This is a genomic window from Burkholderia anthinoferrum (assembly GCF_002925705.1).
GTDB lineage: Bacteria > Pseudomonadota > Gammaproteobacteria > Burkholderiales > Burkholderiaceae > Burkholderia > Burkholderia semiarida.
In genome coordinates this window covers 98,338-111,922 of the sequence record NZ_LFZP01000056.1, presented here as the reverse complement: position 1 = coordinate 111,922, position 13,585 = coordinate 98,338, and the positions used below count along the sequence as shown (strand labels likewise).

Here is a 13,585-nt window from a genome sequence, read left to right as displayed (position 1 = left end):
ACATGGAACTGTCGGAGCTGGTTGCAAGAATTGAATCCAAAGAGGAGTTGGCGGATTTTGTGGGCCAGCTGCTAAAGGATCTGGAGGAAAATAGAACCGAGTGGGAAAATCCAACGCTTGAGCGATTTCTTCTTGCAATGGAAAGTTGGATCAGATCTATGGATGGTTTTTACAAAAATACTAACCAAGAAGTTCCGGTAACTCCGAATTGGAGAACGTTGGGCGATATTCTCTATGCTGCGAAGATATACGAATGACGAAATAACGTAGCCTGATTGGGGGTCGGCGTCTCTCCGATATCAACCGATTATGCGAACTCGGCGGCGAGCCGAGTTCGCACTTTGTGGTGTTGAACGGCATTGTGTCGACGGCGGAACTTGGGCCATCCTCTTCACAGCAACCTATGATCACCGAAACCGTCATCATTTAACGTTTCGAAGTTCGCGTGGACCTGAACAATGTCGGCATCAACCACGCAAGATCGTCAACCCACCAGCACGAATTGCCGCTACGAAGCCCGTAAGGTCCGACAGGCTAAAGGAATTTTTTCATAATCGGCACCGCAGTGGAAACTTTGTTTAGGCATGTATGCTCTTTGATCCAGTTCGTACAAGAGAGGTGATGATTGAGGGAACTCTTCCCCGAGTTATGCGCACCGTTTGCCCGGACGGACAACCGATCGGAAATATTGCTGCGCATAACATGTCCGATGTGGTTCGGGCATGGCTGGTGGGGTTGGCTGAGGAGGCTACCCCAGTAATCTCTCGCTCGCTTAGTTGGATTGAAAAGGCAATCGCATCGGATGAGGACTTCGGGGTGAACAGAGATCTTCATCGAGTTACGTTGCATTGGGCGAAAGCGATCGCCGAGTGGATGGATACCGGCTGGAACAGTGCCGAGTGGGAGAACGCGAGAATCCTCGAAGAGGCCGCCTGGCGCAATGAAGCCCGCCCGTGGCCAATGAACGAGATCGTTCGAGAGTGCCTCGATGACTACATGGCGTTCGCCTATCAAACAGGCGACGATGCTACGCCGGACGGTATGGAGGGCTTCGAAAACGGTATCCAGATGTACGAACATTGGGTCAACGACAAGCCGCCCAGTCTTGCGAAGACGCTCAAGCCACGCGAGTACGCCTATGCCCTGTGTCTATATGGCTGCCGTCCAGAGATCGCTCACGCCAACGCTTACACGCCCGATGCTTTGTTCGAAGCGGGCCGACGTATGTTGAAGGCGAACCTCGAATCGCAATGGTTCGGTGCGGGGCAGTTCATACGCGGTGCGACATGGCTCAAGATCGTCTACGGGAATCGCGACCCATCGCTGACACCGTTGCAAACCGTCCTGAAGGCATACGATGACATGCCGAACGTAAAACGACCGCATTTTGTCACGGGCTAGTGAAGAACTCGGAACGAGGCGATAGCGACGAATAGCTCGTCCATCGCGCCTCGCCACGACGCTCGAATCATCATGTCCATCGGGTGCTATGGAGAATCAACATGAGCGATGCGCATTCGGCAACATTTGTCGAACGCATTATCGACAGCCGCGACATCGATTACATGACAAGCTACAGAAATTCGTAAATGCCGCCATAGCCTTCGCTGGTGAAGCGTCTCAATACGGGTTTTCGCTGCCTGTTGCGATGAGGGCTCTGAGCGGCCGCGCTGCGGCGTCGGTTGCATCGCAGAGTCCGCAGGAGACGGTGAACTGGGCAAAGGCGGCGGGATCGGCTGCTGCGTCGTCAGTGAAGGATGGAACTTGGAAGCAGTATCGCGGCTCTGGTCAAGACCATGGAAATATTGCACGCCCAAATGTCAAGGAAACTGGGATAAACAATGCTCCAGATGGGAGCCAGTTCATAGGAAAGCCCAAGGTGCGTGAGCCCCGATCAGATGAATTTCCAGGAGGAAGGTAATGTATAACGACAAGTCATTCGATTTCGCCTCATTTGTTGCTGCCAATCCGCCGGGTAGTGTTTCTGGGCTTGACTACGTGCATACTGTCTATAAGGCTCATGGGCTGGTGTACGACTTCGTCTTTCATTTTGCAAAATTATTCTTCCCGGATTCTAGGGTTTTTGGCGGTGGGGTATTTGTTTCTGAATTGTTCAGCGATGAAGAGTACGGGGATTTGTTGAGCAAAGGGAAGGCCATTCATGAGATTCAGTTCTGGATAAATCTGCTTGAAATAACCGGGATGTTCGATGACATTGATACCGACCAGGCTGCCGAACTCGCAAAATTGATCGTCGATGGCTGGAATGTGAAATTGCAGAGGGAGTTCGGTGATGTGTCGGTGCCGGCACGGGTTATGTGTGATGATGAAACTGGGGAGGTTTTTGTGACGATCGGATATCAAAAATAGACGGCGGGAAAGTGGTGATTTTCTGAGGGGCGATTGGGTTGCAATTTCCAAGCGGGAAATTGACTTTGCAGGTCTCCATGCTTAGGGGATTTGGCTGCAATCTGCTGTCCGCCTCTGCTTGCGCGGACAGCCGCTGCGGCATAAAGATCGGGGTAACCTAAGACGGTATTCCGAGTGACTGTCTGGAAAACCGGTTTTTACCAAATTTAGTTTGGCTCGCTACTTCGAGAGTTCTGCGGCTTCTCTTTATCTGAAGGAAAGCAATGTGTGGGTACTGTACTTCAGGGCGAGCCGATTACATTGACGAAGTATCCTTCTTGGAGCGGGTCGCACTACTTGGTGCGGTCTGCGAGTCGGCGAAGGAGTAACTTCTCCAGTTGCCGAGGAGAACGGTAACGAACGAGCTGTAGAGTTGCCCGAAGCAATGAGCAAATTTTCACGGCGGTTGCTGGTGTAAATAAGGCAACTGGAAACTTGGTGATTGTGCCTGTAAAAGTAAAGTGAAGGAGAGATTTGTGACGAAAATTCCAACTACCGAGGAAGCGGCTAATCGGTTGAATCATGTCTTGGAGAGGCGTGCGTTCGATGTTTCGAGTGGTGTGCTGGATAATTGTATTGCTAATATAGAAGGTGATTTGGGTGATCCGTCCGGATGTCTGCGTACGTTAATGAGTTATGCGGAGGCATCGGCAATTTCGGTATGGTATGAGACTGGCGATGTTGCAGCCTTTAAGCAATGGTTCTATGTCCGTGCAAAGCTGGAGTATATTCTCTCGCAGCCGAAATATAATGAGCCTATTGGCGCATTGGCATGTGAGTGCAGGGCGATTAATGGGATTTATTATTTGATTTCGGGTCATGAGGGATTGGTTGATTGGTATGCTGGAATTGATTCTGAATTCGACATCAAAAGAATAAATAATCATAATTTATTTGATTTTTGGACGGGGCAGTTTTTTGTTGCATTACGTGGGGATTGGGGTGTTTTGAGGGGGGCGCAGTGAACGGGTAATTTCAAATCCGCCAAAGGGCAGTAGGGAGAGGAAATTTTTAGTGGATCATAAATTTTATTTGGCACTCGCGGAAGGGGATATTAATGGGATGAAGGATGCAATTGATGAATTGGTTTCGCCGAAATCAATTTGCGAGCGTGCATCTCTGGATGGGGGTTTCTTTTTCAACTTAATTTGTGCTCCGGCGGTTATTTATAGCAAGCTTGTTTGGCGGAGTGGTTATGAGGTGGATGTTGATAGTGCATACGTGCCGATGGAATGGATTTCGGAAATTGGACCGAAGGCGTATTTCGATGAATTTGAGTTTATGTCGAGCTATATGATTTGAGTGGGTTTTGTTTTTGGTGGTGAGCTATCTAATTTTCAAGATGGATTTGAAACCCGGATAGTCTTTCGGCATTGTTGGCGCCGTTGGCCGCGGAGAATCAACACAAGTGATGCATATTCCACAACATTTGACAAACGCATTATCGACAGCCGCGACGTCGATTACAGCAGAGGGTGAACTCCCGGCCGCCACCCGAAAAGACCTTCTTCAGTTAATCGAAGCTCTATCGGTGACCGAACACGCCGATGCGGGGTACTTGCGCCGCGCGCGATTGGCTGTGATCTGTGCGAGAGAGGTGCTAGGCCGGCTGAGTCCGTATCCGAGCGTGTTGACGGCGGCCGAAGCGATCCTGGCGAGCGGCATCGACGCGTTATCGGGAAAATGCGATTTTCCCACCCTCGAAATAGCCAACGGCGAGTACCACACGAAGGTTATCGATCTTTTCCAACATGGCGAACCGGCCTTTGTCTCCGTTTATGCGGGCATGGCCGTTTTCTCGGCGATGAATACGATTTTGTACGACACGAACTTCGATGTAGTCGGCGAAAGCGAACAGAGCGTACCTCCGGACGATTGGGATGCCGGCTATTACGGAGCGCTCGCGGTATCGGGCAGTGCGATCTGGGAAGCCAAGGGAGGCGCCGAACGCCGTCGATCATACTGGCTCTGGTACTTGCAAAACGCTGCTCCCGTAGCCTGGGATGTTCTTGTGCCGCTGCGTCGCGACTGAAGTGTTTTCCCGATCGACAGATTGAATTCAAACGTGGGTTTGACTTCATCGCTCGAGCCAACGGCCGAGCAAGGGGCCTTACGGAGCCCCGGAACAAATCCCCTAGAAAATTCCCTCGATAAACCCCCCTAAAGAAATCCTCGCCGCCGCCGTTACCCTTCCTCGGTAGCTCAAAAAAAGTATTACCAGAGCTGTAGGACCAAACCACACGACCAGATAACCGAGGGGGCGCCCGGCCGGCGAGGCCGCGCGCATGACCAGAAGATGGGATGCACCGATTCGATGGGGCGCGCAGGCACCGGGGGCTCGCGCGCGCTGTGCCTTTGCCTTGCCGCGGCATGCCTGCTGCTGCATGCGGTTCTCACCGTTGCGTGCGCGTTCCCGCACGACCACACCTCCACGCTCGTATCCGTCGTGCCGAATATCCGGCAACCGACGAATCCCGCATTGCTCTTCCCCTACACATCACACCACGCACTCAACGTCACTCGAGGAGGCCCACACACCACACCCGAAAAGTAACCCGATTCGAATCTGAACCACTAAAAAAAACGCATCAAAAAAATCGAGGATTGAATTGAACAAGCATTCCCTTTGTCTGCTGACCGCAGCCGCGATCTCGGTATTCGTCGTCGCTGGTTGCGGCGGCGGCGACGGCTCGTCGAACGCAAGCAGCGGCACGCCCGCCAACACCGGCGGCGCCAACAACGCAGCCAGCGCACCGTCCGTCGCGTCCACGCCGCTCGCGGCTCCCCCGGCAAGCGCCCCCGTCGCATCGTCGCAGCCGGTGACGGTTGGCGAGGCGCTGCCTAGCCTGACGACCCCGCAAGACGGTTCGACGGCCGCAACGGCAACCGGCCCGGTCGGGATCTGGTCGGCATCCGGCAACCTCGGCTACTCGACCATCGCCCTGGTCGACCCGCACAACAACCTGAGCACGCTCAATCTGCTCGGATCGTTCGTGATGTCCGACGATTTCACGAATCTGACCGTCAACGGTTCGACGTGGTCGCTTGCCCCGGGTATCAACTTCGCAGGAACGAGCGGCATCGTCACGAAGATCGATTCGGGCTCGGGCGCATACAGCCCGAAGCAGACGTTGTCCGGCACGATCACCCGCAACGGTACGGCGTCGAATTTCACGTGGACCTACAACGCCGCGAACGCACTTGCCGTCACGCAGGACAGCGTGGTGGGCACGTGGGCGACGACCAACGCATCGTTCGCGATTGCATCGGGCGGTACGCTGACCGGCACGCTGAGCGGTTGCAACCTGAGCGGCACGCTGCTGCTTTCCACGCCCGGCTCGAACCAGAACATGTACGACATGACGGTGACGGCCTCCGCATCGACGGGCTGCAAGCTGCCGGCCGGCGTTCCGCTGTCGGGCAATGCCGCGATCATGTTCGTGCCGATCACGGGAACCAACGGTTTCAAGCGCTCGATCCTCTACGTGCTGCGCGCGGCTGATTACAGCTTCATCGCGTACGGTCAGGTGATCAAACAGTAAACGCACGGTCGCACCGCACACGGCGCGTCGACGCGCCGCGTGCGGCGGCCCGATGAACACGTTCCGTCAACAACGAAAGCCACCCATCCAATGAAGAACTCTTCCAAAGCCACCCTGGTCGGTTGCGGCCTGCTCGTGACGCTGCTGTCCGGCTGCGCCACGGTGCCGAACACGGACATGAAGCCCGAGGCGCGTCAGAAGCTGCATTCGATCGCGATGCTCGACGTCATCGAGCCGAAGCGTGTCGCGGTCGTCAATTTCGGCGGCGCGGCGGCCGGGTTCGGGTTGATCGGCGCGCTCGCGCAAGGCGCCGTCAACGCAAGCCATACGAGCACGTACACGGATCACGTGGCGGCCAGCAAGATCGTGTTCGCACCGGACATCGCGGACGGCGTGGCGGGCCGCCTCACCGGCAACGGCTATCAGGTCGTGAAGCTGGACGGTCAGAAGGTGAAGCTCGCGGATGACGGCAAGTCGGACGACTACTCCGCGATCCAGACCGACGCGGATGCGATCATGAACGTGTGGTTCACGTCGTTCGGCTATATCTCGCCGCCTCAGCAGCTCGACTACATCCCGTGGGTCGTCATCCGCGCGCGCATTCTCGACGCGAAGACGAAGCAGGACCTCTATTACAAGACGTTCGCGTGCGGCTACGACGTCAAGGCGAACAGCGTCCACATCGACAGCGATTTCGCGTACACGTACGGCAGCTTCAGCGATCTCGAGAAGAATTTCGACAAGTCGGTGGAAGGGATCAAGTCGTGCGAGAAGTCGGTCGCGGACATGATCGGTCGGGATCTGGCGCGCACGCCGGCGTCGGCGCCGGCCAATGCCGCTGCTTCCACGACGATGACGAGGCCCGCCGCCACTGCGACGGCCACGGCGTCGAAAAAACTCTGACGCGCCTGCAGGATCGTCGCGATATGCGTTCCGAATCCGGCAGTGCTTGAAGAAAAAGCGGGAAGGGAAGGACTGCACGCAGCCGGGCGGTTGTCACGCCGCCCGGCCGCTCGCGAAAGCGACTGACTTACTTGTCGCTGTCGCCCTTGATCTGCGGCAGCGCCGACGCTTCACCCGGCGTCAGCAGCCCGACTTGCGAATACACGCGCAGCTTGTCGCGCGTATCGGTGATGTCGAGGTTGCGCATCGTCAGTTGGCCGATCCGGTCGCGCGGCGAGAACGTCGACGCCACCTTCTCCATCGACAGGCGTTCCGGCTGGTACGTGAGGTTCGGCGACTTGGTGCTCAGGATCGAGTAGTCGTTGCCGCGGCGCAGTTCGATCTTCACTTCGCCGGTGATCGCGCGCGCGACCCAGCGCTGGGCGGTTTCGCGCAGCATGATCGCCTGCGGGTCGAACCAGCGGCCCTGGTACAGCAGGCGGCCGAGGCGGCGGCCGTTCTCGCGGTACTGCTCGATCGTGTCTTCGTTGTGGATGCCGGTGACGAGACGCTCGTACGCGATGTACAGCAGCGCGAGGCCCGGGGCTTCGTAGATGCCGCGGCTCTTCGCCTCGATGATGCGGTTCTCGATCTGGTCGCTCATGCCGAGGCCGTGGCGGCCGCCGATGCGGTTCGCTTCCAGCAGCAGCTCGACCTGATCCTTGAACTCGACGCCGTTCAGCGCGACCGGCTGGCCGGCTTCGAAGCGCACCGTCACTTCCTCGGCGGCGATCTTCACGTCGTCGCGCCAGAACGCGACGCCCATGATCGGGTTCACGATCTTGATGCCGCTTTCGAGGCTTTCCAGATCCTTCGCTTCGTGCGTCGCGCCGAGCAGGTTCGAGTCGGTCGAATACGCCTTCTCGGCCGACATCTTGTACGCGAAGCCGGCCTGGTTCATGAATTCGGACATTTCGGCGCGGCCGCCGAGCTCGTCGATGAACGTCTGGTCGAGCCACGGCTTGTAGATCTTCAGATCCGGGTTCACGAGCAGGCCGTAGCGGTAGAAGCGCTCGATGTCGTTGCCCTTGTACGTGCTGCCGTCGCCCCAGATGTTGACGCCGTCTTCCTTCATCGCGGCGACGAGCATCGTGCCCGTCACGGCGCGGCCGATCGGCGTCGTGTTGAAGTACGTGACGCCGGCGGTCGTGATGTGGAACGCGCCGCTTTGCAGCGCCGCGATGCCTTCGGCGACGAGCTGCGCGCGGCAGTCGATCAGGCGGGCGCCGGCTGCGCCGTATTCGATCGCGCGTTTCGGGATCGCGTCGTAATCGTCTTCGTCGGGCTGGCCGAGGTTCGCCGTGTATGCGTACGGGACGGCGCCCTTCAGTTTCATCCAGTGCAGCGCGGCGCTGGTGTCCAGGCCGCCGGAGAAGGCGATACCGACCTTCTGGCCGGTCGGGAGGCTTTCGAGAATCGTGCTCATAGGAATTACCGTGGATTGAAGCCGGTGGGATCGTATTTCGCGGAATATGCGAGTATCGGCTGTCCGGGAAGTTGGAGCAAGGGTTGATTTTGGTGCGGAACCGGCGTCGAGCCTGTCGCGGCGGGCCTGACGGGCGGTTAACCGGGTGGAGAACGCCGTGCTGGATGGCGTTGCATCGCCGCCGAAACACGCACGCCCGCGCCGGGGCGGCAGCGGGATTTCCGGGGCCGGATCGGGCGAGAGCCCCCGATCATCGCCGCCGGCGTGTCGTCGCGTCACACAGAAAGGCAAATGAAAGAAAGGCGTGTGAAGCCCGGATTCCCGGAACGTCAGATATTCCACGACCGCGCGGTATCGAGCAGCCGCTCGCGCAGCTGGTCCACTTCGCCGGCCAGCTTGGCGGTGATCGACACGTAGCCGGACAACTGCGGCGGCGGCGCGTCGTGCAGCGGGTCGACCGGCCGGCGGCGCGGGGCGAGCCGGCTCGGCGTGCCGAACTTGAGCGCGCGGCTCGCGCCGACCAGCGTGTCGCGAATGCGCCGGTTCAACGGCTTCATCTCGACGCGCATGTATTCGCGGGCCGCCGCGTCGTCGCGGGCCGGCAGCGCGCTCGACAGGATCTCCAGATAACCGATGCACAGGCGCAGGCTGCGCTGGATCGCCTCGAGCTGCGTCATCGACGTCTCGCATTCCTTCGACACCGACGGCATCAGCGAGCGCAACTGCACGAGCAGCGCGCTCAGCGCGGCCATTTCCTTCAGGTGTGCGTCGTCGCCGACCGGGCGGTCGCCCGCGAGCCGCGCATGCACGGCCGCGCACGCGCGCAGCGCGTCGGCGAGCTTGTAGCGCCACGAGTAGGTCGCATAGAGCGGCAACGCGAACGAGAACGCCAGCGCGATCGCGATGCCGACCAGCACGTTCACCGCGCGCCACAGGCCGTCGACGATCTCGTTGTCGCCGTGCCCGGCGACGATCACCATCGTGATCGCCGACAGCAGCGCGATGTAGCCGGCCTTGCCGATCGCGTGATACGCGCAGACGCCGCACCCGACGGCCATCAGCAGGTAGATGACGAACGGCGCATGCAAAGCGGAATAGAGAAGGATCAGCGCGAGGCCCGCGAGCGCGCCGATCGACGTGCCGAGCGCGCGCTCGGCCGCCTTCTTGCGGATGTTGCCGTGGTGCTGCAGCCCGCCGACGACGATCAGCACGGTGATCGTCGACCATTCGCCGTGCGGTACGTTCAGCCCCGTCGACAGCGCGATCGACACCAGAATCGCGAGCGCGACGCGCGCCGCATGGATCAGCTTCGCGTGGCGGTAGCGGCGGTACGGATCGAGCAGCGGGCGAAGCGCGTGGCGCACGAGCGGCGGCAATCGGGTCGGGAGCGGGGCGGTCATGACGGAGCAGGAGTGGCCGGAACGCGCACGGCGGGCCGCGCGGGCCGGCGCCGCGCCGCATGCGCAGCAGACGTAACGCTAGCCGAACGCGCGCGGGCTGTCCACGGCGCGGCCGGCAGGCCAGGCGGCAGGCGGCCGCATCAGATCACGCGCCACGTTGCATCATCGCGCGTCAAGCATCGGCCGCGCTCGACTGCGCGTCCAGCACGCGGTTGCGGCCGCCGGACTTCGCGCGGTACAGCGCTTCGTCGGCGCGCCGCAGCAGCGTCGCGGCGTTCATCCGGCCGTCGGCGGCGGTGGCCGTGCCGATGCTGGCCGTGACGCGCCCGTACGGGCTCTTCACGTGCTCGATCTCGAGCCCCGCGATCGTACGCCGGATGCTTTCGGCGACGGTCGCCGCGCCTTGCGCGTCGGTGTCGGGGAGCGTGACGACGAATTCCTCGCCGCCGTAGCGCGCGACGTGATCGCTGTCGCGGCGCAGGCAGCGCGACAGCGATTGCGCGACCTGGCGCAGCACGTCGTCGCCGGCCGGGTGGCCGTAGTAGTCGTTGAACGCCTTGAAGTGATCGACGTCGACGAACAGCACGGACAACGGGCGCCCGCTGCGCGACGCGCGCTGGGCCTCCTTCGCGAGCACCGCATCGAACGTGCCGCGGTTGTCGAGGCCCGTCAGCGAATCGGTGTGCGCGAGCCGGTACAGCTTGGATTCGGCGACCTGCCGGCGCTTCAGCTCGCGCGACAGCGCGAGCGAGCCCCACGCGATGAACGCCGTGAACAGGCTCATCAGCACGACGGTCCAGACCGCGCGGTGGCGCCATGACGCGTAGATGTCGATTTCGGCGGGCGCGACGTCGACGATCAGCGGCAGCCCGGCGAGATGCTTGTAAACATAGACGCGCCGCACGCCGTCGATGGCGCCGACGCCCGTCAGCTCGCCGGCGCGTCCGCGCTGCGCGTCGATGAACAGCGGCGAGTCGTGCAGGTCGAGGCCGACCACCCGCGTGTCGTACGGCAGGCGCGACACGAGCGTGCCGTTGTCCTCGACGATCGCCGCGCTGCCGTGCCGGCCGACCGCGATGCCGTCGAGCAGCGCGCGGAAGTAGTCGATGCTGAGCGTGCCGACGACGATCCCGCCGAACGTGCCGTCGGGCCGGTTGATCCGGCGGCTCAGCGCGATCGTCAGCGCGCCGCCGCGCAGCCGCGACGCGTACGGCCGGCTGATGTAGAGGCCGGGGGCAAGCCGGTCGCGGTGCACGGCGAAATAGTCGCGGTCGGCGAAATTGCCTTGCCGCGCGGGCGACGCGCTGGAGTCGATCGCGATATTGCCGTGCGCATCCATCACGAAAATCGAGCCGAGATAGGCGCCGGTCGCCGCGCGGTCGAACAGCAGCCGGTGGCGCTGGCGCGGCGGCAATGTCATCAGTTCCGGATCGGCCACGCCGTCGACGACGTTTTGCAGCGACAAATCGTAGAGTTCGATATTGCGCGCGATATCGCGTTCGATCAGCAGCATCAGGTTGCGCGCATTTTCGACCGCATGGTCATACGCGTCGCGTCGCGCCTCGATTAATAGCGACGTGGAAAGTCCCCAACTGAACATCAGCAGGACGATGCCCGCCACGAGTACGCCGCGGGGCGACAGAATGCGTGCCACGATCGACGCGGTTTGGCGGCGCAGCGTGGCGGGCAGCGGGAATGACTTCATCCTCGGGGGCTGGGGGCGGCGGCTGTTCGCATCGTTGGCGGTTCCGCGCGCGGATTATTTCGAATTAAACGTCATTATCCCGCGAATTCCCGAATTTCGCGCGTACATGCAAAACATGCATGTAGACAGCGTGACGCGCGATGGTTACGCATCATTACCGCATGGCGTACGGGCAACTTGATTTGAATCAATTAACAGTGTCGGTCTTTTTGTCTGATTAATCGCATAATCATCAGTCGATTTTGCCTATTGCAGCGGTATTTGGCGGATCGGGACAGGATTACCTGCCGACCGCGACAAATGAAAATCGAATGACCCGGTCGCAATCGTGGTTTTTGCAACGTATGAGGAAATCGCGGCGGCCGACGCGGCCAACCCGTTGATTCCGCGAAATCTCCGGCGCGGCGGCGGGCGCTGACCTCGGCTGTCCCCCTGTCGAATCAGGTAGAATCCGCGCTTCGCCGCAGGCGCCCGCCGCGCAACGCGTATCGGGGCCGCATCGAATGCATCGCAGGACGCGCGCCGCGCTCCGATTCCGCATGCGCCGGCTACGGATGCCGGCTCGCTCAACGTTCGTCTCGTTTATGTCCGCAATTCCGAATTCCGACCCACCCGGTTCGCCCGCGAACCCACCCAAGCTTCATCGCGCGCTGAAGGCGCGCCACCTGACGATGATCGCCATCGGCGGCTCGATCGGCACGGGCCTGTTCGTCGCGTCCGGCGCGTCGATCTCGCAGGCCGGCCCCGGCGGCGCGATGGTCGCGTACATGCTGATCGGCCTGATGGTCTACTTCCTGATGACGAGCCTCGGCGAGATGGCCGCGTTCATGCCGGTGTCGGGCTCGTTCGCGACCTACGGCGCGAAATACGTCGACGAAGGCTTCGGCTTCGCGCTCGGCTGGAACTACTGGTACAACTGGGCGGTGACGATCGCGGTGGAGCTCGTCGCCGCGCAGCTCGTGATGCACTACTGGTTTCCGGACGTGCCGGGCGTGTGGTGGAGCGCGGCGTTCCTCGCCGTGATGTTCCTGCTCAACGCGCTCACCGTGCGCGGTTTCGGCGAGGCCGAATACTGGTTCGCGCTGATCAAGGTCGTCACCGTGGTCGCGTTCATCGGCGTCGGCCTGTTGATGATCTTCGGCATTCTGAAGGGCGCACCGGCCAACGGCTGGGGCAACCTGACGATCGGCGACGCACCGTTCGCGGGCGGCCTGCCGGCGCTGATGGGCGTCGCGATGATCGCGGGCTTCTCGTTCCAGGGCACCGAGCTGATCGGCGTCGCGGCCGGCGAATCGGAGCACCCGCGCACGACGATTCCGCGTGCGGTGCGCCAGGTGTTCTGGCGCATCCTGCTGTTCTACGTGTTCGCGATCTTCGTGATCGGCGTGCTGATTCCGTATACCGACCCGAACCTGCTGAAGACGGACGTGACCGACATCGGCGTGAGCCCGTTCACGCTCGTGTTCCGCCACGCGGGCCTGGCCTTCGCGGCCGGCGTGATGAACGCGGTGATCCTGACGGCCGTGCTGTCGGCCGGCAATTCGGGCATGTATGCATCCACGCGGATGCTGTACAACCTCGCCACCGAAGGCCGCGCGCCGAAGGTATTCGCGAAGCTGTCGCCGGGCGGCGTGCCGCGCAACGCGCTGTACGCGACCACCGCCGTCGGCGCGCTGTGCTTCTTCACGTCGCTGTACGGCGACAAGACCGTGTACCTGTGGCTGCTGAACACGTCGGGGATGACGGGCTTCATCGCGTGGCTCGGCATCGCCATCAGCCACTACCGGTTCCGCAAGGGTTACGTGAAGCAGGGTTACGCGCTCGATCAACTGCCGTACCAGTCGAAGTGGTTCCCGTTCGGCCCGCTGTTCGCGTTCGTGCTGTGCCTCGTGATCGCGCTCGGCCAGGACTACCAGGCGTTCCTCGCGAACCGGATCGACTGGGCCGGCGTGGCCGCCACCTATGTCGGCATTCCGCTGTTCATCGTCGTGTGGCTCGGCTTCCGGTTCCTGAAGAAGAGCCGGTTCGTGCGCTACGAGGACATGGAGATCGCGCCGTGGGTCGCCGCCAATCGCGGCGCGCAGCGGCCGCCGGTGGCGAACCGCGAAACCGCGGGCTGACGCCGGCACGGCAGGCGGCCGCGCGACGGGACGAAACGGGA

13 protein-coding genes are annotated in these 13,585 nt (G+C 61.0%); 10 read left to right on the top strand and 3 right to left on the bottom strand.

The genetic code is table 11. The features are described from left to right. The first annotated feature begins 2 nt into the window (after positions 1 to 2). The 8 genes from C5F75_RS27025 to C5F75_RS26990 all read left to right on the top strand — a co-directional run bounded on the left by C5F75_RS27025 (position 3) and on the right by C5F75_RS26990 (position 6,854). Positions 3 to 257, top strand: coding sequence for a DUF7660 family protein (locus C5F75_RS27025; RefSeq protein ID WP_081066629.1), 255 nt, complete (start codon positions 3 to 5; stop codon positions 255 to 257). A gap of 364 nt (positions 258 to 621) precedes the next feature. Continuing rightward, a complete protein-coding gene (locus C5F75_RS27020; RefSeq protein ID WP_226094221.1) occupies positions 622 to 1,401 on the top strand; it encodes a hypothetical protein in 780 nt (259 codons plus the stop codon). A gap of 519 nt (positions 1,402 to 1,920) precedes the next feature. Next, positions 1,921 to 2,370, top strand: a complete 450-nt coding sequence (locus tag C5F75_RS27010) for a hypothetical protein (RefSeq protein WP_059575244.1) — start codon at positions 1,921 to 1,923, stop codon at positions 2,368 to 2,370. A 515-nt stretch (positions 2,371 to 2,885) separates the two neighbouring features. Then, complete coding sequence (locus C5F75_RS36480; RefSeq protein ID WP_143328746.1) at positions 2,886 to 3,374, top strand: hypothetical protein; 489 nt, start codon at positions 2,886 to 2,888, stop codon at positions 3,372 to 3,374. Positions 3,375 to 3,423: 49 nt separating this feature from the next. After that, complete coding sequence (locus tag C5F75_RS27005) at positions 3,424 to 3,711, top strand: Imm49 family immunity protein (protein ID WP_179231764.1); 288 nt, start codon at positions 3,424 to 3,426, stop codon at positions 3,709 to 3,711. A 109-nt stretch (positions 3,712 to 3,820) separates the two neighbouring features. Further along, positions 3,821 to 4,441 (top strand): Imm5 family immunity protein, encoded by a 621-nt coding sequence (locus C5F75_RS27000; RefSeq protein ID WP_104012969.1) that lies wholly within the window; start codon positions 3,821 to 3,823, stop codon positions 4,439 to 4,441. Between the two features lie 577 nt (positions 4,442 to 5,018). After that, positions 5,019 to 5,951: a hypothetical protein gene (locus C5F75_RS26995; protein WP_104012968.1), complete on the top strand. Its 933-nt coding sequence runs from the start codon at positions 5,019 to 5,021 to the stop codon at positions 5,949 to 5,951. A 90-nt stretch (positions 5,952 to 6,041) separates the two neighbouring features. Continuing rightward, positions 6,042 to 6,854: a hypothetical protein gene (locus C5F75_RS26990; protein WP_104012967.1), complete on the top strand. Its 813-nt coding sequence runs from the start codon at positions 6,042 to 6,044 to the stop codon at positions 6,852 to 6,854. Positions 6,855 to 6,981: 127 nt separating this feature from the next. Here the strand turns inward: C5F75_RS26990 and argG are convergent, their stop codons facing one another. The 3 genes from argG to C5F75_RS26975 all read right to left on the bottom strand — a co-directional run bounded on the left by argG (position 6,982) and on the right by C5F75_RS26975 (position 11,424). Next, a complete protein-coding gene (gene argG, locus C5F75_RS26985; RefSeq protein ID WP_050018060.1) occupies positions 6,982 to 8,319 on the bottom strand; it encodes an argininosuccinate synthase in 1,338 nt (445 codons plus the stop codon). 329 nt (positions 8,320 to 8,648) lie between these two features. Further along, positions 8,649 to 9,719, bottom strand: a complete 1,071-nt coding sequence (locus tag C5F75_RS26980; RefSeq protein WP_104012966.1) for an FUSC family protein — start codon at positions 9,717 to 9,719, stop codon at positions 8,649 to 8,651. A 172-nt stretch (positions 9,720 to 9,891) separates the two neighbouring features. Next, entirely contained in the window at positions 9,892 to 11,424 is a 1,533-nt protein-coding gene (locus C5F75_RS26975) for a GGDEF domain-containing protein (protein ID WP_104012965.1), read from the bottom strand. Between C5F75_RS26975 and C5F75_RS36920 the strand changes: the two genes are divergently transcribed. Together C5F75_RS36920 and C5F75_RS26970 are read left to right on the top strand one after the other, a co-directional pair. After that, complete coding sequence (locus C5F75_RS36920) at positions 11,363 to 11,605, top strand: hypothetical protein (RefSeq protein WP_179231755.1); 243 nt, start codon at positions 11,363 to 11,365, stop codon at positions 11,603 to 11,605. The genes C5F75_RS26975 and C5F75_RS36920 overlap by 62 nt on opposite strands. Positions 11,606 to 12,008: 403 nt before the next feature. Continuing rightward, a complete protein-coding gene (locus tag C5F75_RS26970; protein WP_059575253.1) occupies positions 12,009 to 13,544 on the top strand; it encodes an amino acid permease in 1,536 nt (511 codons plus the stop codon). Positions 13,545 to 13,585: the final 41 nt, after the last annotated feature.

Bases quoted from the DNA above. Each gene is read 5' to 3' on its own strand.
- C5F75_RS26990 (WP_104012967.1), top strand. From the start codon at position 6,042: ATGAAGAACTCTTCCAAAGCCACCCTGGTCGGTTGCGGCCTGCTCGTG.
- C5F75_RS27020 (WP_226094221.1), top strand. From the start codon at position 622: ATGATTGAGGGAACTCTTCCCCGAGTTATGCGCACCGTTTGCCCGGAC.
- C5F75_RS27025 (WP_081066629.1), top strand. From the start codon at position 3: ATGGAACTGTCGGAGCTGGTTGCAAGAATTGAATCCAAAGAGGAGTTG.
- C5F75_RS27000 (WP_104012969.1), top strand. From the start codon at position 3,821: ATGCATATTCCACAACATTTGACAAACGCATTATCGACAGCCGCGACG.
- argG (WP_050018060.1), bottom strand. From the start codon at position 8,319: ATGAGCACGATTCTCGAAAGCCTCCCGACCGGCCAGAAGGTCGGTATC.
- C5F75_RS26970 (WP_059575253.1), top strand. From the start codon at position 12,009: ATGTCCGCAATTCCGAATTCCGACCCACCCGGTTCGCCCGCGAACCCA.
- C5F75_RS36920 (WP_179231755.1), top strand. From the start codon at position 11,363: ATGCGTGCCACGATCGACGCGGTTTGGCGGCGCAGCGTGGCGGGCAGC.
- C5F75_RS26980 (WP_104012966.1), bottom strand. From the start codon at position 9,719: ATGACCGCCCCGCTCCCGACCCGATTGCCGCCGCTCGTGCGCCACGCG.
- C5F75_RS26975 (WP_104012965.1), bottom strand. From the start codon at position 11,424: ATGAAGTCATTCCCGCTGCCCGCCACGCTGCGCCGCCAAACCGCGTCG.
- C5F75_RS27010 (WP_059575244.1), top strand. From the start codon at position 1,921: ATGTATAACGACAAGTCATTCGATTTCGCCTCATTTGTTGCTGCCAAT.